This window comes from Burkholderia sp. BCC1996 (assembly GCF_905339955.1).
GTDB lineage: Bacteria > Pseudomonadota > Gammaproteobacteria > Burkholderiales > Burkholderiaceae > Burkholderia.
In genome coordinates this window covers 60,801-80,318 of the sequence record NZ_CAJPHM010000011.1, presented here as the reverse complement: position 1 = coordinate 80,318, position 19,518 = coordinate 60,801, and the positions used below count along the sequence as shown (strand labels likewise).

The 19,518-nt window shown below is 69.7% G+C and carries 16 protein-coding genes; 1 reads left to right on the top strand and 15 read right to left on the bottom strand.

The window, feature by feature from the left end:
• Nucleotides 1-5 precede the first annotated feature (5 nt).
• From U4Z64_RS17840 to U4Z64_RS17775, 14 genes are all read right to left on the bottom strand, one after another.
• Nucleotides 6-1,154, bottom strand: coding sequence for a porin (locus U4Z64_RS17840; protein ID WP_321809945.1), 1,149 nt, complete (start codon nt 1,152-1,154; stop codon nt 6-8).
• A gap of 66 nt (nt 1,155-1,220) precedes the next feature.
• Entirely contained in the window at nt 1,221-2,426 is a 1,206-nt protein-coding gene (gene mhpT, locus U4Z64_RS17835; protein ID WP_044847372.1) for a 3-(3-hydroxy-phenyl)propionate transporter MhpT, read from the bottom strand.
• A gap of 214 nt (nt 2,427-2,640) precedes the next feature.
• Nucleotides 2,641-4,542 (bottom strand): feruloyl-CoA synthase, encoded by a 1,902-nt coding sequence (locus U4Z64_RS17830; RefSeq protein WP_321809946.1) that lies wholly within the window; start codon nt 4,540-4,542, stop codon nt 2,641-2,643.
• Complete coding sequence (locus U4Z64_RS17825; protein WP_044847374.1) at nt 4,539-5,987, bottom strand: aldehyde dehydrogenase; 1,449 nt, start codon at nt 5,985-5,987, stop codon at nt 4,539-4,541. Before U4Z64_RS17825 ends, U4Z64_RS17830 begins: the two co-directional genes overlap by 4 nt.
• Nucleotides 5,988-6,046: 59 nt before the next feature.
• Entirely contained in the window at nt 6,047-6,877 is an 831-nt protein-coding gene (locus U4Z64_RS17820; RefSeq protein WP_044847375.1) for a p-hydroxycinnamoyl CoA hydratase/lyase, read from the bottom strand.
• 230 nt (nt 6,878-7,107) lie between these two features.
• A complete protein-coding gene (locus tag U4Z64_RS17815) occupies nt 7,108-7,611 on the bottom strand; it encodes a MarR family winged helix-turn-helix transcriptional regulator (RefSeq protein WP_044847376.1) in 504 nt (167 codons plus the stop codon).
• Between the two features lie 181 nt (nt 7,612-7,792).
• On the bottom strand, nt 7,793-8,695 hold the full coding sequence (locus U4Z64_RS17810; protein ID WP_321809947.1) for an SMP-30/gluconolactonase/LRE family protein: 903 nt from the start codon (nt 8,693-8,695) through the stop codon (nt 7,793-7,795).
• 51 nt (nt 8,696-8,746) lie between these two features.
• Complete coding sequence (araH, locus tag U4Z64_RS17805; RefSeq protein WP_044847378.1) at nt 8,747-9,766, bottom strand: L-arabinose ABC transporter permease AraH; 1,020 nt, start codon at nt 9,764-9,766, stop codon at nt 8,747-8,749.
• A 30-nt stretch (nt 9,767-9,796) separates the two neighbouring features.
• Nucleotides 9,797-11,359 carry an L-arabinose ABC transporter ATP-binding protein AraG gene (araG, locus tag U4Z64_RS17800; protein ID WP_321809948.1) on the bottom strand — a complete coding sequence of 521 codons (1,563 nt, stop codon included), beginning with the start codon at nt 11,357-11,359 and terminating at the stop codon, nt 9,797-9,799.
• Between the two features lie 20 nt (nt 11,360-11,379).
• The gene (locus U4Z64_RS17795; protein ID WP_321798033.1) at nt 11,380-12,393 is read right to left on the bottom strand and encodes an arabinose ABC transporter substrate-binding protein; all 1,014 of its coding nucleotides are present in this window, start codon (nt 12,391-12,393) and stop codon (nt 11,380-11,382) included.
• An 87-nt stretch (nt 12,394-12,480) separates the two neighbouring features.
• On the bottom strand, nt 12,481-13,410 hold the full coding sequence (locus tag U4Z64_RS17790) for a Gfo/Idh/MocA family oxidoreductase (RefSeq protein ID WP_321809949.1): 930 nt from the start codon (nt 13,408-13,410) through the stop codon (nt 12,481-12,483).
• A gap of 24 nt (nt 13,411-13,434) precedes the next feature.
• Nucleotides 13,435-14,364: a dihydrodipicolinate synthase family protein gene (locus U4Z64_RS17785; protein WP_044847381.1), complete on the bottom strand. Its 930-nt coding sequence runs from the start codon at nt 14,362-14,364 to the stop codon at nt 13,435-13,437.
• Between the two features lie 50 nt (nt 14,365-14,414).
• Nucleotides 14,415-15,773, bottom strand: a complete 1,359-nt coding sequence (locus tag U4Z64_RS17780; protein ID WP_321809950.1) for an MFS transporter — start codon at nt 15,771-15,773, stop codon at nt 14,415-14,417.
• Nucleotides 15,774-16,053: 280 nt separating this feature from the next.
• Nucleotides 16,054-17,805: an IlvD/Edd family dehydratase gene (locus tag U4Z64_RS17775; protein WP_321809951.1), complete on the bottom strand. Its 1,752-nt coding sequence runs from the start codon at nt 17,803-17,805 to the stop codon at nt 16,054-16,056.
• A 114-nt stretch (nt 17,806-17,919) separates the two neighbouring features.
• On the opposite strand from U4Z64_RS17775, the gene U4Z64_RS17770 reads away from it, so the two are divergent.
• Nucleotides 17,920-18,870 (top strand): LysR substrate-binding domain-containing protein, encoded by a 951-nt coding sequence (locus U4Z64_RS17770; RefSeq protein ID WP_044847384.1) that lies wholly within the window; start codon nt 17,920-17,922, stop codon nt 18,868-18,870.
• Nucleotides 18,871-18,988: 118 nt separating this feature from the next.
• Here the strand turns inward: U4Z64_RS17770 and U4Z64_RS17765 are convergent, their stop codons facing one another.
• Nucleotides 18,989-19,465, bottom strand: a complete 477-nt coding sequence (locus tag U4Z64_RS17765; RefSeq protein WP_124485997.1) for an OsmC family protein — start codon at nt 19,463-19,465, stop codon at nt 18,989-18,991.
• Between the last annotated feature and the right edge of the window lie 53 nt (nt 19,466-19,518).

Sequence of the window (19,518 nt, the reverse complement as noted above, 5' to 3'; positions counted from 1 at the left end):
CCGGATCAGAACATGTGCCGCACGCCGACCATCGCGCCGAGCTGCCCCATCCCCGCGCCGGGCGTCGTGCCGGGCCCGCCGCCGCTGACCGCGTAGCGAGCATGCGCGCTGTTCCACAGATACGACGATTGCGCGTAGACGGCCGTGCGCTTGCTCAGCAGATAGGTCGCGCGCAGCGTGGCCATCGTCGCGCGCGTGTCGTGCGCGCTGTTGACGATCCGGTAGCCTTCGCCGTCGACGACGAAATCGGGTTTCACCGCATACGACGCGCCAACGAAGAACAGGTCCGAATGCGCGCCCGGCGCGGCCGGCGAACCGGTCGACACGCGCCGCCCGATCCAGCCCGCGCCGATCCGCGCGCCCGCCGCCTGCGCATACGCGCTCACGTGCGTGCGCGCGTCCTTGCCGCCGCTGCTCGTGAAAGGAACGGGCGCCACGCCATCGAAGAAGTTCGCGGCCGCGCCGGTGCCGCCGCGCTGCTCCTCGTACGACGCCGCCGCGCCGAAATACGCGCTGTCGTACTTGAGCATCACCGACCAGTTGCGGCACTGGACGGCATCGCCCGGCACCTGTCCCGCGCAGGTGCCCTGCCCCGGCGAGTTGCCGGTGCCCGCGCCGTCGCGGCCGAACGAATACGCGGCGCCGAGCGTCACGCCGCGATAGGTGCCGACGTAGGTCACCGCGTTGTCGGCGCGGCCGTTCGGCACGTACGCGTCGAACGAGCCGAGCCCGTAGATGTCGGGGCCGATGATGTCCGCGCCCTGCAGCGCGAGATAGGTCATCGTGTACTGACGGCCGAACGCGAGCGTGCCGAAGCCGCTCTTCAGCCCGACGAACGCCTGCCGCCCGAACAGCCGGCCGCCCTGGCCGAGATCGCCGCCGCGCACGTTGAAGCCGCTTTCGAGCGTGAACACCGCCTGGTAGCCGCCGCCGAGATCCTCGGTGCCGCGCAGGCCCCAGCGCGACGGCAGCTCGCCCGTCACGCCCGGCATGCGCACGACGTGGTCGCCAGCCGCGTTCGCGTGCGACACGAACTCGACGCCCGTATCGATGATCCCGTACAGCGTCACGCTCGACTGCGCGTGCGCGCCCGGCGCGGCAAGCGCGCAGCACGCGCCGGCGGCCAGCAGGCCGTTCCTTGTCTTCGTCTTCATGTCGTTGCGTCTCCAGACCGTGTTGAATCGCGCGCTCTGACGGCGCGCATCGAAAAAAACGAAAGCTCAGTCGCCGGCTTGCGGGCGGCGAATCAGCACGAATGCGGCGAAGGCCGCGACGAGCGTGACGGGGATGCTGGCGCCGATCACGACGGGCGCGCTGCGGCCGGCGGCCAGCAGCGTCGCGGCCGCGAGCGGCCCGACGACGGAACCGAGCCGGCCGACGGCCACCGCCGCGCCGACGCCCGTGCCGCGCATCGCGGTCGGGTAATAGATCGCCGCGAGCGCATACAGCACCGACTGCCCGCCGACCACGAACATCCCGGCCGCGAACGCGGCTGCCGCGAGCGACGCGAAGCCCGGCGCGGCCGCGAGCGCGGCGAGCGACAGCACGATCCCGACGTACATGCCGCCAACCACGCGCGACGCGCGCATCCGGTCGAGCGCCGCGCCGATGCCGAGCGCGCCGAGCCCCGCGCCGACGTTGAACGCGATCTGCACGAGGCCGACGTGCGCGCGATCGAGCCCGCGCGAGGCCATCAGCGACGGCAGCCAGTTCAGCAGGAAGTAGAGGACGATCAGCGTGCAGAAGTAGCTGATCCACAGCGCGACCGTCGACGTCGTGCGGCCGTCGCCGAACAGCGTGCGCGCGACGCTCGTGCGCGCGGCCGGCGTGCCGGCGACGTCGAGATACGCGCGCGATTCCGGCAGGAACCACACCAGCAGCGGCACGAGCAGCAGCGGCCCCACGCCGCCGACGTAGAAGATGTGCCGCCATTCGGTGTCGCCGGCGAGCAGCACGCCGATCAGCGACGCGATCACGCCGCCGAACGGGATGCCGCAGTACATCGTCGCCACCGCGCTGCTGCGCGAGCGCGGCTCGACCGCTTCGGACGACAGCGCGATCAGGTTCGGCATCGCGCCGCCGAGGCCGATGCCGGTCAGCACGCGCACGACGACGAGCATCGCGAAGGTCGAGACCTGCGCGGTGGCGATCGACAGCAGCCCGAACAGCACGGCCGACGCGATCAGCACGCGCTTGCGGCCGATCCGGTCGGCGAGCCGCCCGCCGAGCATCGCGCCCGGCAGCAGCCCGAAGGTGCCCGCGCTGAACGCGATGCCCATCTGCGACACGCTCAACCCGAATTCGCGCGCCATGCGCGGCGCGGCGACGCCGACCGACTGCAGGTCGAGCCCTTCGAGAAGGGCGATCGCGAAACACAGCGCGAGCGTGGTCGCGACCGTGGGTTTTTCGGCAACGTAAGTGTTCATCGTGTCTGTCTCCAATCCCATGTCTTGTAGTCGTCGGCCCTGCAACGGCCGCCGCGCGCCGCCGCCGGCCAGTGGCGGAGCGGCGCGCGCGGTGTCGTCCGAACGGCCTCCCTTATCAGGCAGCCTGATTCGCTGGCCGCAAGAATGCCTGCCGGTATCGTGGCCGGCCGGTCGTCGTGCCTGCTTGCTTCGGTTTGCTTCGGTCTGCTTCTGCTTACGCGTAAATCACGTCGGGATCGCGTCGCGCCGGGTCGTACAGCGCGTCGATCGTCGCCGCGCGATGCTTCTGCACGGCCGCCTGGTTCAGCGAACCCTTGTCGGTCACTTCGCCGAGATCGAGCGAAGGCGGCGTATCGATCAGCCGGATGCGCGCGACGAACGTCGAGCCGCCGCTCGCATGCCGGTTCAGCACGGCAAGCCATGCCGCGAACGCCGCGCGCACGACCGGCGCGCGCAGCACGTCGGTCACGGACGCATCGGCCGCGAGCCCCGCCAGCGCGCGGCACGCTTCGACGCGCGGAAACACCAGCAGGCCGATGTCGTCGCGATCGATGCCGGTGACGACCACGTCCTGCACGTACGGCGCGCCGCTCGACACCGCGTTCGCGCGCAACGGCCCGACGCTGACGAAGGTGCCGCTGCTCAGCTTGAAATCCTCGGTGAGCCGGCCGTCGAACAGCAGCCCGAGTTCCGGCCGCTGCGGATCGGCGAAAACCCCCGCATCGCCGCTGCGGTAATAGCCTTCGTCGTCGAACACGTCGCGCGGATCGACGTCCGCGTGCCAGTAGCCGCGCATCACGTTCGGCCCCTTGAAACGCAGCTCGAGCTTGTCGCCGCACGGCACGAGCTTCGCGTCGCAGCCGGGCGCGGGCAGGCCGATATAGCCGGCGCGCATCAGCGGCCCCGTCGTGAACAGGCACGACGGCGACGCCTCCGTCATCCCGAGGCCGGCCATGATCCGGATGCGCTCGCCGCAATGCGCTTCGGTCACGCGGTCGAGCCGGTCCCACGCGGCCTGCGACAGCCCCGCGCCGCCGAAGAAGTACAGCTTCACGCGCGAGAAGAACGTGTCGCGCAACGCCGAATCGCGTTCGAGCGCGGCGGTCAGTTCTTCCCAGCCTTTCGGCACGTTGAAGTAGATGGTCGGCGCGATCTCGCGCAGGTTGCGCACGGTTTCGTCGAAGCGGCCCGGCACCGGGCGGCCGTCGTCGATGTACAGCGAACCGCCGTTGTACAGCGCGATGCCGAGGTTGTGACTGCCGCCGAACGTGTGATTCCACGGCAGCCAGTCGACCAGCACCGGCGGCTCGCGCGTCAGCTCGGGCATCGTCTGGCGCAGCATCTGCTGGTTGCTGCACAGCATCCGGTGCGTGGTCGGCACGGCCTTCGGCTGCTTCGTCGAACCCGACGTAAACAGGATCTTCGCGAGATGGTCGGGGCCGAGCGCCGCATGGATCGCGTCGATCGTGCGCGGGACGGTCGCGAGCAGGCGCGACAGCGGCACCGCTCGCCCTTCGGCGTCGACGTCCGCATCCTGCGCGACGATCAGCGCCGCATCGGCCGGCAACGTCGCGTCGAGCGCACGCGCGAACGGCGCGCGTTCCGCGACGAACACCGCGCCCGGCCGCAGCACGCCGAGCGTGTGACGCAGCTTGCCGTAGTCGGTCGACACCAGCGAATACGCGGGCGAGATCGGCGAGTACGGCACGCCGGCCAGCATCGCCGCGAACATCAGCTGCAGATGCTCGAGATCGTTGCCGGACAGCACCGCGAGCGGACGCTCGACCGACAGCCCGAGATCGACGAGGCCCTGTCCAATCGCGCGGGCGCGTTCGAGCATCTGCGCGTAGGTGAGCGCGATCCAGCGGCCGTCGGCACCGCGGCGTGCCGCCAGTACGCGGTCGGGGTGCGCTTGCGCGCCGCGCACGAGGCAGTCGGTCACGCGCGTCGGGTAGTCGCCGAGCGGTTCGCGCGAGCGCAGGTACCACGCGCCGTTGTCCGCGCGGCGAATCTCGGCCGCGCCGACCGCGACGGCCGCCGCGCGATAACGCACGCCGCCCGTTTCATTTACCTGCCCGCTGGCGGGCGTCGCAACATTCATCGTCGGCTCGCTCATAACGGGTAGTGACGCGGCGTGGTCTGCACGGTGATCCAGCGCAGCTCGGTGAATTCGGCGATCGACGCGCGGCTGCCGAAGCGACCGTAGCCGCTCGCCTTCGTGCCGCCGAACGGCATCTGCGCCTCGTCGTGCACGGTCGGCCCGTTGATGTGGCAGATCCCCGATTCGATCCGGCGCGCGACCGTCATCGCCCGCGCGATGTCGCGGCTGAACACGCTCGCCGACAGCCCGAACTCGCTGTCGTTCGCGAGCGCGACCGCTTCGTCGTCGCTGTCCGCGCGCAGGATCGCGACGACCGGCGCGAACGATTCCTCGCGGTAGAGCCGCATGTCGTGCGTCACGCCGTCGACGATCGCAGGCTGCATCGTCGCGCCTTCGACGCGGCAGCCGAGCGGCAGCTGCGCGCCATGCGAACGCGCGTCCTCTACGAGCGACGCCGCGCGCGCGGCGGCCGCCGCGTCGACCATCGTGCCGAGCGGATGGCCTGCGAGCGGATCGCCCGCGACGAGCGTGCGCGCCTTCGCGGCGAGCCGTTCGACGAGCGCATCGGCGATCGGTCGCGCGGCGATCACGCGCTCGGTCGACATGCAGATCTGCCCCTGGTTGAAGAATGCGCCGAATGCGATCGCGTCGACGGCCGCATCGAGATCGGCATCGTCGAGCACGAGCACCGGCGCCTTGCCGCCGAGTTCGAGCAGCACGGGTTTCAGGTGCGCGGCCGCATGGCGCGCGATGATGCGCCCGACGTGCGTGGACCCGGTGAAGTTGATTCGCTTCACGTGCGGATGCGCGATCATCCGCTCGACGAGTTCGGGTGCATCAGCGGCCGCGTGCGTGATCACGTTGACCACGCCCGCGCCGAGCCCCGCTTCGTCCAGCACCGCGCCGATCAGCGCGTGCACGCCCGGGCACGCCTCGGACGCCTTCAGCACGACGGTGTTGCCGCACGCGAGCGGCATCGCCAGCGCGCGCGTGCCGAGGATCACCGGCGCGTTCCACGGCGCGATGCCGAGCACGACGCCGCACGGCACGCGCATCGCGAGCGCCAGATTGCCGGGCACGTCGGACGGGATCACGTCGCCGTCGATCTGCGTCGTCATCGACGCGGCCTCGCGCAGCATGTTCGCCGCGAGCGTCACGTTGAAGCCGAGCCAGCCGGGCGTCGCGCCGGTTTCGGCGACGCCGGTCGCGATGATCTCGTCGATGCGCGCGTCCATCAGGTCGGCCGCCTTCAGCAGCCGGCGGCGCCGTTCGGTCGGCGCGAGCGCCGCCCACGCGGGGAATGCGCGGTGCGCGGCGTCGATCGCCGCGTCGGCATCGACCGGGCCGGCCGCCGGCGCGCGCGACGCAAGCGCGCCCGTCGCGGGGTTGAATCGGTCGAAGGTTCGGCCGTCGCGGGCGGTGCACCACTCGCCCGCGATCAGCATCCGTCTGTCGGTCATGTCGTCTCCTGCCTTGCCTGTCTCTTGCGGCTGCGTTGGCGATTGCTTCGGCGCCTGTATCAGCGCTTGTATGCCTGCAGGCCCGGCTTGATCGTCTTGTCGTCGAGGAACTGCTTCAGCCCCTGCTCGCGGCCGCGCTCCGGATCGCGCAGCTGCGCCTGGTCGAGCTTCGCATACAGGTAATCCTCGCACTGCTCCCACGTGAGTTCGCGCGAGCGCTTGAAGCCGTGCTTCGCGGCACGCAGCACGACCGGGTTCTTGTCCATCAGCCGCGCGGCGAGCGCGATCGTCGCGTCGCGCAGGCCGGCCAGCGGCACGCTGCTGTTCACGAGGCCCATCTCGGCCGCTTCCACGCCAGTGAACGTGTCGCCGGTCATGATGTAGTGCAGCGCGCGGCGATGCCCGACCGTATCGGCCATCGCCTTGCTGACGAGGTTGCCCGGCGGGATGCCCCAGTTGATCTCCGACAGCCCGAACACCGCTTCGTCCGCCGCGATCGCGAGGTCGCACGCGACGAGCGGCGAGAACCCGCCGCCGAAGCACCAGCCGTTCACCATCGCGATCGTCGGCTTGTTGTACATCCGCAGCCGGCGCCACTGCCATTCCGACGCGTCGCGCCGCACCTTTTCCTGCAGCGCGTCGGAGCCGCCGTCGATCTCGCGGAAATATTCCTTCAGATCCATGCCGGCCGTCCACGCGGCGCCCGCGCCGGTCAGCACCAGCACCTTCGCCTCGTCGTCGAACTCGACCGCGTCGAGGACCTCCAGCATCTCCCGGTTCAGCGTCGGGCTCATCGCATTGCGCTTCTCGGGGCGGTTCAGCGTGACCCACGCGATGCCGGCCTCCACGTTCACTTTCACGGTCTGCCAGCGGTTGTCGTACTTGCTCATGTCTGTTCCTGTCGTTCGTTCCTGTGCGATTCGGTGCGCAGCATTCCTGCTGCGGACGGCTTCATTTAATATCAGGCTACCTGATATTGCAAGCGACATGAGCGCCGGTGTAAACCCGGAGCGGAAAGCGGCGGTGACCACGGAATCGGGGCACGGTCGGGCGACCGGCGACGGCGCGTGCACGGCCAACGCGGGCCGCACGGGCCCGCGCCGTCAGGTTCGGAAACGGATCAGCCGCGCAGGTTGCGCGAGAACAGTTCGAGCGCGCGCTGCACGTGCGCGGCGTCGTCGGCGGAGATGTCGCCGAGCATGCGCGCCTCGAGCGGGCGCAGCACGCCTTCGCATTCACGCAACATCGCCGCGCCTGCGTCGGTCAGCGTCAGCAGGATGATGCGGCCGTGCGACGGGTCGGCCTCGCGCGTGACGAAACCGCGGGCGGCCATCACGCTCATCACCTCGTTCGCCGATTGCGGCGTGATCCACGAGCGCTCGGCCAGTTGCGCGTTCGACGAGGCGCCGCGCGCCTCGAGCACCGACAGCGCCGTGTATTGCGCGAGCGTGATGCCGAGCGGCGCGAGCGCGTCGGTCATGTGACGGCGCAGCAGCCGGTCGAGGCCGCCGATCACGTAGGTCAGGCGCTGTTGCACGCGCGCCTTCGGCTTGTCGCCCGTCGCGCGGGCAGCGTTCTTCGCGGCGTTTTTCGGGTTCGCGGGCTTGGTCGGGGTGGAGCTCATGGTGCGGGCGGGATGGGATTGCGGGCCATCTTACCAGCAGGTCGGCGGCGGAACGGGCGTTCCGCGAAGCCGGAACGGCACGGCGCGCGCACGCAAGCGCGGCAAACCGCAGGCCTGAACGCGACGCCGCCGCGTCAGCGGCATCCCATGAACGGGATCCTTACAGTGCGCGAATGCGCGATCAGTTGCGCGGCGCGCCCGCGAATCGCGCGGTCGGCAACCCCGCATGGCGCGTCCGGGCGACGAACACGCCGCCGGCATCGGCATCGCTCGCCAGCGCGTCGTCGCCCAACCCGACGCGCGCGCTCGTCACGTACAAGCGGCCTTCACCATCGATTGCGACGCAGCTCGGCTGCGCGGTCGGCACGGCCATGCGATCCGTCTCGATGCCGTCCGGCCCGTAACGCACCACGCGCCGGCCGCCCCATTGCGCGTTCCACAGCCCGCCGTCGCGATCCATCGTCGAGCCGTCCGGGTCGCCATCAGCATCGGTCAGTCGCGCGAACGGCCGCACGTTGGCCACGTCGCCGCCCGCGCGGTAATCGCAGACGAGAATCTCGCGCACCATCGAATCGCAGAAATGCATCTTCGCGCCGTCCGGCGAGAACGCGATGCTGTTCGCGATCGCGGCCGCCGGCAATGCAAGCCGTTCGAGCGTGAGGTCCGGATTGAGCCGGTAGAAGCCGCCGACCGCGCGCGGCGGATCGCCGCCTTCGTCCTTCATCCCGAACACGAACGCGCCGAACGGATCGCAGCGGCCGTCGTTCAGCCGCGTCGGCAGGTCGGGTTCGACGTCGACGATCCGCGTGAATTCGCCGCTGCGCAGATCGAAGAACGCGAGATGCGTCGCAAGCCCGACCAGCAGCACGTCGGGATCATGCGTGAGCGCGAAGCACGCGAGCCGTTCGGGCATCGGCCACCGCGCGAGGTCCGAGCCGTCCGCGCGGCAGCGCCACAGCCGCGCGCCTTCGATGTCCGTCCAGTACAGCGCGTGCGTCGCGTCGCACCACGTCGCGCCTTCGCCGAGCGTGTTGCGGCTGTCGACCAGCAGCGCCGCCGCCGTGCCCGGATGAGTCTGTTGCATGCCGTCTCCCGATGTCTTTCGCATTCGCAGGCGGCCGCGCGTGCGTCAGGGTCAGATCTTCATCGCGCGCCGCTGGTTGCGACGATACTGGTCGAACAGCACCGCGAGCAACAGAATTCCGCCGCGTATCAGATATTGGTAAAAGGTCGGCACGTTCAAGAGGCTCATCGCATCCTGCACGGAGCCCATGATCAGCACGCCGACCAGCACGCCGGAGATCGTCGCGACGCCGCCCGTCAGCGACACGCCGCCGAGCACGCACGCGGAGATCACGCCGAGTTCGAGACCGACCGACGTCTTCGGGTCGCCGAGGCTCATCCGCGACGCGAGCATCACGCCGGCGAAGCCGGTCACGAGGCCCTGCAGCACGAACACCGCGATCTTGATGCGCATCACCGGCAGCCCCGCGAGCAGCGCGGCCTCGCCGTTGCCGCCGACCGCCAGCACGTTCTTGCCGAACACGGTCTTGCGCAACAGGAAGCCGAACACGACGAAGCCGACGATGTTGCTCCAGATCGGATACGAGATGCCGAGGAACGAGCCGCCGCCGAGATCGAAGAAGCGCTCCTCGGAGATCATCACCGCGTCGCCGTTCGACGTGATGAACGCGAGCCCGCGCACGACTTCCATCATCGCGAGCGTGACGATCAGCGAGTTGATCCGCCAGCGCGCGATCAGCACGCCGTTCACGAGCCCGACCGCGCCGCCCGCGAGCACGCCGGCGGCAATGCCGAGCACGACGCTGTGCGTCGCGGTGATCAGCGTCGACGCGACGACGCCCGAGAACGCGACGATCGACGCGACCGACAGGTCGACTTCGCCGAGCGCGAGCACGAACATCATCGTCACCGCGATCGAGCCGATCAGCGTGACCGACAGCAGCAGGCCCTGGATGTTGCGCGGCGTGAGGAAGTCCGGCACGGTCAGCGACAGCGTCGCGAACAGCACGAGAAACACCATCACGATGCCGGAGCGGTTGATCAGTTGCCACACGCCGCCGCGCGCTCGCGCGGGCGCGGCTGCGGCATCGGGGGACGGGGAAGTGCGTTGGGGTTGCATTGCCTGGCTCATAACGTTTGCTTTCCGGTTGACTGCAGGCCGCTAGCGCGGCAGCGCGAGCTTGATCAGCGCGTCGGGCGTCGCCTGCGCCTTCGCGACCTCGCCCGCGATCCGTCCTTCCTTCATCACGATGACGCGGTCCGCCACGCCGATCACCTCGGCCAGATCGCTCGACACGATGATCACCGTGCGGCCCGCTTCCGCGAGTTCGTAGAACAGGTTGTAGATTTCCGCGCGCGCGCCGACGTCGATGCCGCGCGTCGGCTCGTCCATCAGGAACACGTCGATGCGCTCGGCCAGCCAGCGCGCGAGCACGACCTTCTGCTGGTTGCCGCCCGACAGCGCGCCGATCGGCGTCTCGCCGTCGCGGGTCTTGATCGCGAGCCGCTCGATGTATTGCTGCGCCAGCTCGCGTTCGCGCCGCGTGTCGAGCAGCACGCGCGCCGGGCTGAAATGACGGCGCGCGCTGATGTTCAGGTTGTCGGCCACCGACGCGATCGCGACGATGCCTTCCTGCTTGCGGTCCTCGGGGCACAGCGCGATGCCGGCGCGCACCGCGTGCCGCGGGCTCGCGAACGCCACGCGCTTGCCGCCCAGCTCGACATGCCCGCCCGTGGGCCGCGCCGCGCCGTACAGCAGCTTCATCAGCTCCGAGCGGCCCGCGCCGACGAGCCCGAAGAAGCCGACGATCTCGCCGCGCCGCGCGGCGAACGACACCGGCTCGGACAGGCCGGGCCCGACGAGCCCCTTCGCCTCGATCAGCACGTCGCCGGCCGTGCGCGGCCGGTAGCCGTACACGTCCTCGATCGAGCGGCCGACCATGCAGCCGATCAGCCGGTCGCGGTCGAGCTCGGCGACCGATTCGAACGTCTCGATCCGGCGGCCGTCGCGGAACACCGTCACGCGATCGCACAGCGCGTCGACTTCCTCCATCCGGTGCGTGACGTAGATGATCGCGCGTCCCTCGGCACGCAGCGAACGGATGATGCGGAACAGCTGCGTCGTCTCGCGCGCGGACAGCGAACTCGTCGGCTCGTCGAACGCGATCACGCGCGCGTCGCGCATCAGCGCCTTGCCGATCTCGATCATCTGGCGCTGGCCGATCGACAAATACTTCACCGGGATGTCCGGATCGATGTGCTCGCCGAGCCGCTCCAGCGCATCGAGCGCGCGCACGGCAAGCGCGCGCTCGTCGACCACGCCGAGCCGGCTCGGCAGCTGGCCGAGCATCAGGTTCTCGGCGACCGTCAGCTCGGGTACCAGATGCAGTTCCTGGTAGATGATCGCGATGCCGGCCTCGAGCGCGGCGCGCGTCGACGCGAAGCGCTGCACCGTGCCGTTCAGCGTCAGCGTGCCGGCCTGCGGCTGGTTCACGCCGGACAGCACCTTCAGCAGCGTCGACTTGCCCGCGCCGTTCTCGCCCATCAGCCCGTGCACCTCGCCCGCGCGCACCGACAGCGACACGCCGTCGAGCGCGCGCACGCCCGGGAACGTCACCGTGATGCCGTCGAGCGCGAGCAGCGCGCCGCCGGGCGGCGGCGGCGCGGTGCCGGGCGTGGCCACGTCGTCGTGGCGCGAACTGGCCGTCATCATCTGCATCGTCATCGCGTCGTCGCCCCGCACGTTCAGATGCCGAGCTCGGCGCGCACGGCCTGCCAGTTCGCGCGCGTCATCAGCTTGCCGCTCGTCTGCGTGTCGGCCGGCGGCGCCTTGCCGTTGCGGATCCAGTCGACGAGGTTCTGCGTGCTGTCCTTGCCGTGATTCGTCGAGCTGACCGCGATCGTCCCGTAGAAGCCGGTCGGCTCCTTCTTCTGGAACTCGGCAAACGCCTCGCCCGCGCCGTTGATGCCGACGCCGATCACGTCCGCGGCCGGGATGTGCAGCTGTTCGGTCGCGCGTACCGCGCCGAGCACGGTTTCCTCGTTCAGCGCGTAGACCACCCACTTCTTGATGTTCGGATGGCGCGCGAGCACGGGCGCTGCCGCGCTGAAGCCGCCTTCGTCGTCGGTCGTCTTCTGCGGCGCGTCGAAGATGTTTTCCTTGCGGAAGCCGTTCGCGAGCAGCGCCTGCGTCGCGCCGTCGGTGCGCAGCTTCGCGGTCGGCAGCTCGTAGTTGGTGACGCGCAGCGCGCCGACTTCCTCCGGCTTCCAGCCGCGCCGCTTCATCTCGTCGGCGATCGCCTGGCCGACCTGGTTGCCGATCTTGGTCGCCGACATCCCGAGGTGCGGCACGTTCGGCAGCGGCTTGCCGGTCGAGTCGACGAGCTGGTCGTCGACCGTCACGAACTTCATGTTGTAGCGCTTCGCGCGCGACGCGATCGCCGGCCCGAGGCGCACGTCGGGTGCGCAGATCACGAAGCCCTGCGCGCCTTGCGAGCCGAGGTTGTCGATCGCGGCGAGCACCTTCTCGCCGTCCGGCGTGCCGATCTTCACGACCGAGAAGTTCTCCTTCTGGCCGAGCGCGGACGCCGCGTTCTGCTCGTTGATGAACCATGCCTGCTCGGGCATCTTCACCAGGAAGCCGATCTTCAGCGGCGCGTCGGCGTGCGCGGCGCCCTGCATCCCGAGCGGCGCGAGGCAAAGCGCGGCCAGCAGCGCGCGCAGCGTGTGGCGGCGGATCGTGTGGGTCGTGCGGTTCATGCGGTGTCTCCTTGTCTGTTGGCTTGGGTCTTCAACTTGCGTCGTGCGCATTTCGTCGTGCGCGGTCGCGCTCGCGGCGGCACGGTGTCAGCGGCCGAACGCGTCGGTCCCGACGCGCCGCCCGAACAGGAATGCGTCGGCGACGAGCCGCAACGGCCGCACGTCGACGTCGCTTGCGCCGCGCGCGATCAGCGCGCGGAACTGCGCATACAGCGCCGGGTACTCGCGCTGCGGCCCGAGCTCGACCGGCTCGCCCGCAATCGACAATTGCGCGCCGCCGCGGCTGATCGCGAGCACGCCGTCCGACGTGTCGACCGCGATCTCCCATTGCTCGACGGGGCCGTGCCGCCAGTCGAATTCCGCGCGCACGGGCACGCCGTGCGTATCGGCGCATTCGAGGTCGGCCGCGATCGGCATCTGCGCGTCGCTCGGCACGTAGAGCGTCGCCTCGCGCAGCACGAGCTCGCGCGGCAGGATCCGCGTAACGATCGACAGCGCGTTGATGCCGGGATCGAACACGCCGAGGCCGCCGGGCTCCCAGATCCACTGCTGGCCCGGATGCCAGCGCCGCACGTCCTCCTTCCAGCGCACCTGGACCGCGCGGATCGTGCGCGTCGCGAGCCACGCGCGCGCCGGTTCCACCGCGCTCGCGCAGCGCGAATGCCAGGTCGCGAACAGCGTGAGGCCGCGTTCGCGCGCGAGCGCGTCCAGCGCGGCCACTTCGCCGAGCGTCGCGCCCGGCGGCTTCTCGAGCATCACGTGCTTGCCGGCCTCGAGCGCGGCACGTGCCTGCGCGTAGCGCACCTGCGGCGGCGCGCACAGCGACACGGCGTCGAGCTCGGGCTCGGCGGCCAGCAGCGCGCCCAGGTCCTGGTAGTTGCGCACGCCGTCGACTTCCGCATGACGGCTCGCGCACGCGGTCAGCATGAAACCCGGTTCGGCGGCGATCGCCGGCAAATGCTGGTCGCGCGCGATCTTGCCGATCCCGATCACGCCCAGTGAAATCACGTCGCTCATCTGCGTTTCTCCTTCGCCACTTGCTCAGTGCGCCCAGCGCAGCACGAGCGGATCGAGCCGGCGCGCGATCGCGAGCAGCTCCGCGCGCGTGTCCGGGTGCAGTTCCGGCATCGGGTGCCGCGGCCGCTCGCACGCGATCACGCCGCCGGCGCGCATCAGCGCCTTCGCGGTGAGGATCCCGGACTGGCGGTTCTCGTGATTGATCAGCGGCAGCCACGTCTGATAGCGCGCGAACGCCTCGTCGTGCCGCCCTTCGCGGAATGCTTCGAGGATCGGCCGGATGCCGTCCGGAAAGCCGCCGCCCGTCATCGCACCGGTCGCGCCGGCATGCAGGTCGGCGAGCAACGTGATCGCCTCCTCGCCGTCCCACGGCCCTTCGATCGCGTCGCCGCCGAGCCGGATCAGCTCGCGCAGCTTGTTCGCCGCACCCGGCGTCTCGATCTTGAAGTACGCGACCTGCTCGATCTCGCGCGCCATGCGCGCGAGGAACGGCGCGGACAGCGCGGTGCCGCTCGCGGGCGCATCCTGGATCATGATCGGGATGTCGATCGCGTCCGACACGCGTGCGAAGAACTCGAAGATCTGCGCTTCGGGCACGCGGAACGTCGCGCCGTGATACGGCGGCATCGCCATCACCATCGCCGCGCCGAGCTGCTGCGCACGCAGGCTGCGCGCCGCGCACACCTGCGTGCCGTAGTGCGACGTCGTGACGATCACCGGCACGCGGCCGGCGACGTGTTCGAGGATCGTGCGCGTGAGCACGTCGCGTTCGTCGTCGGTGATCGCGAACTGCTCGGAGAAGTTCGCGAGGATGCACAGCCCGTCCGAGCCCGCGTCGATCATGAAGTCGACCGCGCGCTTCTGGCTTGCGAGGTCGAGCTCGCCGGTCTCGGAAAACGTCGTCGGGACGACGGGGAAGATGCCGCGATAGCGCGGCGTGCTGCTCGATGTCATGGTTCGGTCCTGCGTCGGTCGAAGCGGCGTTCAGCCGGAAAACACGGGGTTCAGGATTCGCCGGCGAATGTGCCCGCGGCCGGCTCGGGCGCGCGCAGCGCGGCGCGCACCACGAACGTCATCAGCACCGCGAACAGCAACGTCGCCGCGAGGAAGTACAGGCCGGCCGCGAGGCTGCCGGTCGACGCCTTGATCAGGCCGATGCCGTACGGCCCCAGGTAGCCGCCGAGATTCGCGAGCGAATTGATCGCGGCGATGCCGACCGCCGCGCTCGTGCCGGTGAGGAATTCGCCGGGCAGCGCCCACACGACGGCCTGGATCGAATACAGCGAGAACGCGGTCAGGCAGATGAACAGGAACTGCAGCGCCGGTTCGCGCACCCACGCGCTCGCGGCCATCGTCACGGCGGCGGCCGCCGACACGACGACGATGTGCCAGTAACGCTCGCGCTTGCGATCCGAATGACGCGGCACGACGAGCAGGCCGACCACCGCGAACAGGTACGGCACCGCGGACAGCAGCCCCGTCGCCGCATCGCCGGTGCCGAACGCGTGGATGATCGTCGGCAGCCACAGCGACAGCCCGTAGATGCACAGCGGAAACGGCAGGAACAGCGCGGCGAGCAGCAGTACGCGGCGGTCGCGCAATGCGGCGAGCGGATTGCCGTGCGAATCGGGGCGATACGTGTCGCGATCGGCGGCGAGCTGCCGCGCGATCCAGCGGCGCTCGTCGTCGTTCAGCCAGCGCGCATGCACGGGCGATTCGGGCAGCAGCAGCAGCGTGGGCCACGCGAGCAGCACGGCCGGCAGGCCGCTGACGACGAACAGCGTCTGCCAGTCCGACAGGCCGAACAGCCCGTGCGTCGACAGCAGCCAACCGGCGAGCGGGCCCGTCACGATGCCGGCGAGCGGCTGCGCAAGGACGAGCAGGCCGATCACGCGGGCACGGTCGCGCATCGGGAACCATTGTGTGAGGAAGTACAGGATGCCGGGATAGAGGCCGGCTTCCGCCGCGCCGAGCAGGAAGCGCAGCACGTAGAAGCTGGTCGGTCCCTGTACCAGCGCCATCGCCATCGTGATCACGCCCCACGTCGCGAGGATGCGTGCGAACCAGACGCGCGCGCCGAAGCGTCCGAGCGCGAGGTTGCTCGGCACCTCGCACAGGAAGTAGCCGATGAAGAACAGTCCGGCGCCGAGTCCGTATGCGGCATCGCCGAGGCCGATCGCCGCGTTCATGTGCAGCTTCGCGAAGCCGACGACGGTACGGTCGACGTAGGCGACCACGTAGATCAGCGCGAGGAACGGCACGAGCTTGCGCGTGAGCAGGCGGGTCAGTTGCCGTTCGTCGACGGCTGTCGGCGAATCGGACTGGTCCGCCACGGCGTGCGCGGGGGGGTACTGCGTCGTCATCTTGTCTCCTGTCGACCACCGTTGGCGCTTTAGCGCTTACGGGGGCCCCATGCTTCGCGGTCGGCGTACGTTGGCGCTTTAGCGCTTACGTACGCCCCATGCTTCGCGGTCGGCGTACGTCGGCGCTTTAGCGCTTACGTGCGCCCCATGCTTCGCGGTCGCCCCCGTTAGCGCTTCGCGCTTGCGGGGCCCCATGCTTCCCGCTCGACCAAGGCCGCCGCGTCAACTCGTTTCCCTCAGGCCCCGCCACAATCCGCGTCCCTGCACGGCTATGCGTCGCTCAATGCGAATGGCTCGGCACGTCCGCGCCGCGCGTGCCGACCAGGAAGTCGAGGTCGCACCCTTCGTCGGCCTGCAGCACGTGATCGATATACAGCCGCGCATAGCCGCCCTTGCCGAGCTGCCCGGCCACGCCCGGCGCCGCGGTCGGATCGACGTCCGACAGGCGCCGCTGCAGTTCGTCATCCGAAATGTCCAGATGCAGCGTGCCGGCCTCGCAGTCGAGCTCGATCCAGTCGCCGTTGCGCACGGCTGCGAGCGGCCCGCCCGCGGCCGCTTCCGGCGCGACGTGCAGCACGACCGTGCCGTATGCGGTGCCGCTCATCCGCGCATCCGAGATCCGCACCATGTCCTTCACCCCTTGGCGCAGCAGCTTCGGCGGCAGCCCCATGTTGCCGACCTCGGCCATCCCCGGATAACCGCGCGGCCCGCAGTTCTTCAGCACCAGCACCGAGCTCGCGTCGACGTCGAGCGCTTCGTCGTTGATCGTCGCCTTGTAGTGATCGAGATTCTCGAACACCACCGCGCGGCCGCGATGCTTCAGCAGCTCGGGGCTCGCCGCCGACGGCTTCAGCACCGCGCCGCGCGGCGCGAGATTGCCGCGCAGGATGCAGATCCCGCCGTCGGAGATCAGCGGCCGGTCGAGCGGGCGGATCACCTCGTCGTCGTAGTTCGGCGCTTCGCGCACGTTGTCCCACAGCGACTTACCGTTGACCGTCAGCGCGTCCGGATGCGGCAGCAGCCCGCCTTCGCCGAGCCGGCGCAGCACGGCCGGCAACCCGCCCGCGTAATAGAACTCCTCCATCAGGAAGCGCCCCGAGGGCATCAGGTCGACGATCGTCGGCGTGTCGCGGCCGATGCGCATCCAGTCCTCGAGTTCGAGCGGCACGCCGATGCGGCCCGCGATCGCCTTCAGGTGGATCACCGCGTTGGTCGAGCCGCCGATCGCCGCGTTCGCGCGGATCGCGTTCTCGAATGCGGCGCGCGTCAGGACCTTCGACAGCACGAGCCCTTCGAGCGCCATCTCGACGATGCGGATGCCCGACATGTGCGCGAGCACATAGCGGCGCGAATCGACCGCCGGAATCGCCGCGTTGTGCGGCAGCGCGACGCCGAGCGCCTCGGCCATGCACGCCATCGTCGACGCGGTGCCCATCGTGTTGCAGGTGCCGGCCGAGCGCGACATGCCGGCCTCGGCCGACAGGAAGTGGTGCAGGTCGATCTCGCCCGCCTTCAGCGCTTCATGCAGCTGCCACACGGCCGTGCCCGAGCCGATGTTCTTGCCTTCGAGCTTGCCGTTCAGCATCGGGCCGCCCGACACGACGATCGCCGGCACGTCGCAGCTCGCCGCGCCCATCAGCAGCGCGGGGGTCGTCTTGTCGCAGCCGGCTAGCAGCACGACCGCGTCGATCGGGTTGCCGCGGATCGCTTCCTCGACGTCCATCGACGCCAGGTTGCGCGTGAGCATCGCCGACGGCCGCAGGTTCGATTCGCCGTTCGAGAACACCGGGAACTCGACCGGGAACCCGCCCGCCTCGGAGATCCCGCGCTTCACGTGCTCCGCGAGCTTGCGGAAGTGCGCGTTGCACGGCGTCAGTTCGGACCACGTGTTGCAGATGCCGATGATCGGCCGGCCGTCGAACTCGTGATCGGGGATGCCCTGGTTCTTCATCCAGCTCCGGTACATGAAGCCGTTCTTGTCGTTGGTGCCGAACCATTGGGTGGAGCGCAGCCTGGGTTTCGTTGCCGACATCGTCAGTCCTGTGGTGACGGGATACCGGCGGAGTCTAGGCAGAATTTTGATAACTGGCTAATGACGTTTTAGGCGATTACGATATCGATTCCGATATCGATATAAACCCGTACGATGCCCGAAGCCAGCCCGTGGGGAAACCGCAGCCGCCTGAAGACCCGCCAGCTCCTGCTGGTCGTCGCGCTCGCCGACGAAGGCAGCATCCACCGCGCGGCGGCCGCGCTGAGCATGACGCAACCGGCCGCGTCGAAGCTGCTGCGCGAACTCGAGGAATCGATCGGCGCGGTGTTGTTCGAGCGGCTGCCGCGCGGGATGCGGCCGACGCTGTACGGCGATGCGCTGATCCGCCACGCGCGCGCGGCGCTCGGCAGCCTCGACCAGGCGCGCGAGGAGCTGGCCGCGCTGAAGGCCGGCCATCTCGGGCATGTGGCGGTGGGCGCGATCACGTCGCCGGGGCTGCGGCTCGTGCCGCCGGCCGTCGCGGCCGTCAAGGGGACGCATGCGAACGTGCGCGTGTCGGTGACGATCGACACGAGCAACGTGCTGCTCGAACACCTTGCGCAGGACAAGCTCGACATCGTGCTCGGCCGGCTGTCCGCCGAACACGACAAGCTGCACCTGCGCTACGAGCCGCTGACCGGCGAGCCGGTCGCCGCGGTCGTGCGGCCGGGCCATCCGCTGCTCGCGCAGGCGCCGCTGTCGCTCGCCGACGTGCAGCGCGCCGCTTGGGTCATGCCGCCGGCCGGCAGCGTGCTGCGTCACCGCTTCGAGCTGGTGTTCCAGCGCGCGAGCCTCGCGCCGCCCGCGAACGTGGTCGAGACGGCCGCGCTGCTGTTCATCACGCAGTTGATCGAGCAGAGCGACATGATCGCGGTGCTCGCGGAGGACGTCGCGCTGTACTACGCGCGCCACGGGATCGTCACGGTGCTGCCGCTGGAGATGGATTGCCGGATGGACGATTTCGGGATCATCACGCGCACGGACCGGCTGCCGTCGCCGGCTGTCGAGGTGATGGCCGATGCGATTCGGGCGGCGGCTCGGGAGGTGTACGGGGTCGTGTTGTGAGGCGACGCGGCCCGGTTTCGTCGAGCCTGCTCGCCTGTCGAAAGACACGCGTGCGCTCGCGTCCCGCGTTTCGGTTACGCCCGGTACGCAGCGAACCCCGCCCGTTCCGCGGCATGCATCACGCTTCCGCGACCTCGATCACCGGCTCGCACCGGATCGGGAAGTTCACGGAGTTCGCCACATAGCACTTCGCATGCGCGTCGTGATGCAGCCGCTCGGCGAGCGCACGATCGTCGCCCGCCTGGATCGTCACGCGCGGGTGCAGCACGATTTCGGTGAAGCGCCCCGGCCCGGGGCTGTCGAGCATCGTCCCTTCCGCATCGTCCACATACGCCAGCACGCGGATTCCCGCATCGGAACACAGATGCAGATACCAGAGCTTGTGACACGCCGAGGCCGACGCGAGCAGCAAGTCTTCCGGATTCCAGCGCGCCGCATCGCCGCGGAACGCCGCGTCCGACGAGCCCGGAATGTCCGGCTTCGAACCCGCGCGGATCACATGATCGCGGCCATATTCGCGATACCCCGACGTGCCGGTTCCCCGGTTGCCGGTCCACTCCACTGCCACGCGGTACTTGTGTTCGCCATGCGCCATCTCGCTCTCCTTCGATATCGGAACGTGAGGTCATCATTGTGGCACCGGAATGC

Coding starts and splice junctions, on each gene's coding strand:
- U4Z64_RS17810 (WP_321809947.1), bottom strand. CDS start 8,695: ATGCAACAGACTCATCCGGGCACGGCGGCGGCGCTGCTGGTCGACAGC.
- U4Z64_RS17815 (WP_044847376.1), bottom strand. CDS start 7,611: ATGAGCTCCACCCCGACCAAGCCCGCGAACCCGAAAAACGCCGCGAAG.
- araH (WP_044847378.1), bottom strand. CDS start 9,766: ATGAGCCAGGCAATGCAACCCCAACGCACTTCCCCGTCCCCCGATGCC.
- U4Z64_RS17775 (WP_321809951.1), bottom strand. CDS start 17,805: ATGTCGGCAACGAAACCCAGGCTGCGCTCCACCCAATGGTTCGGCACC.
- araG (WP_321809948.1), bottom strand. CDS start 11,359: ATGACGATGCAGATGATGACGGCCAGTTCGCGCCACGACGACGTGGCC.
- U4Z64_RS17780 (WP_321809950.1), bottom strand. CDS start 15,773: ATGACGACGCAGTACCCCCCCGCGCACGCCGTGGCGGACCAGTCCGAT.
- U4Z64_RS17770 (WP_044847384.1), top strand. CDS start 17,920: ATGCCCGAAGCCAGCCCGTGGGGAAACCGCAGCCGCCTGAAGACCCGC.
- U4Z64_RS17785 (WP_044847381.1), bottom strand. CDS start 14,364: ATGACATCGAGCAGCACGCCGCGCTATCGCGGCATCTTCCCCGTCGTC.
- U4Z64_RS17765 (WP_124485997.1), bottom strand. CDS start 19,465: ATGGCGCATGGCGAACACAAGTACCGCGTGGCAGTGGAGTGGACCGGC.
- U4Z64_RS17830 (WP_321809946.1), bottom strand. CDS start 4,542: ATGAGCGAGCCGACGATGAATGTTGCGACGCCCGCCAGCGGGCAGGTA.
- U4Z64_RS17825 (WP_044847374.1), bottom strand. CDS start 5,987: ATGACCGACAGACGGATGCTGATCGCGGGCGAGTGGTGCACCGCCCGC.
- U4Z64_RS17840 (WP_321809945.1), bottom strand. CDS start 1,154: ATGAAGACGAAGACAAGGAACGGCCTGCTGGCCGCCGGCGCGTGCTGC.
- U4Z64_RS17795 (WP_321798033.1), bottom strand. CDS start 12,393: ATGAACCGCACGACCCACACGATCCGCCGCCACACGCTGCGCGCGCTG.
- U4Z64_RS17790 (WP_321809949.1), bottom strand. CDS start 13,410: ATGAGCGACGTGATTTCACTGGGCGTGATCGGGATCGGCAAGATCGCG.
- U4Z64_RS17820 (WP_044847375.1), bottom strand. CDS start 6,877: ATGAGCAAGTACGACAACCGCTGGCAGACCGTGAAAGTGAACGTGGAG.
- mhpT (WP_044847372.1), bottom strand. CDS start 2,426: ATGAACACTTACGTTGCCGAAAAACCCACGGTCGCGACCACGCTCGCG.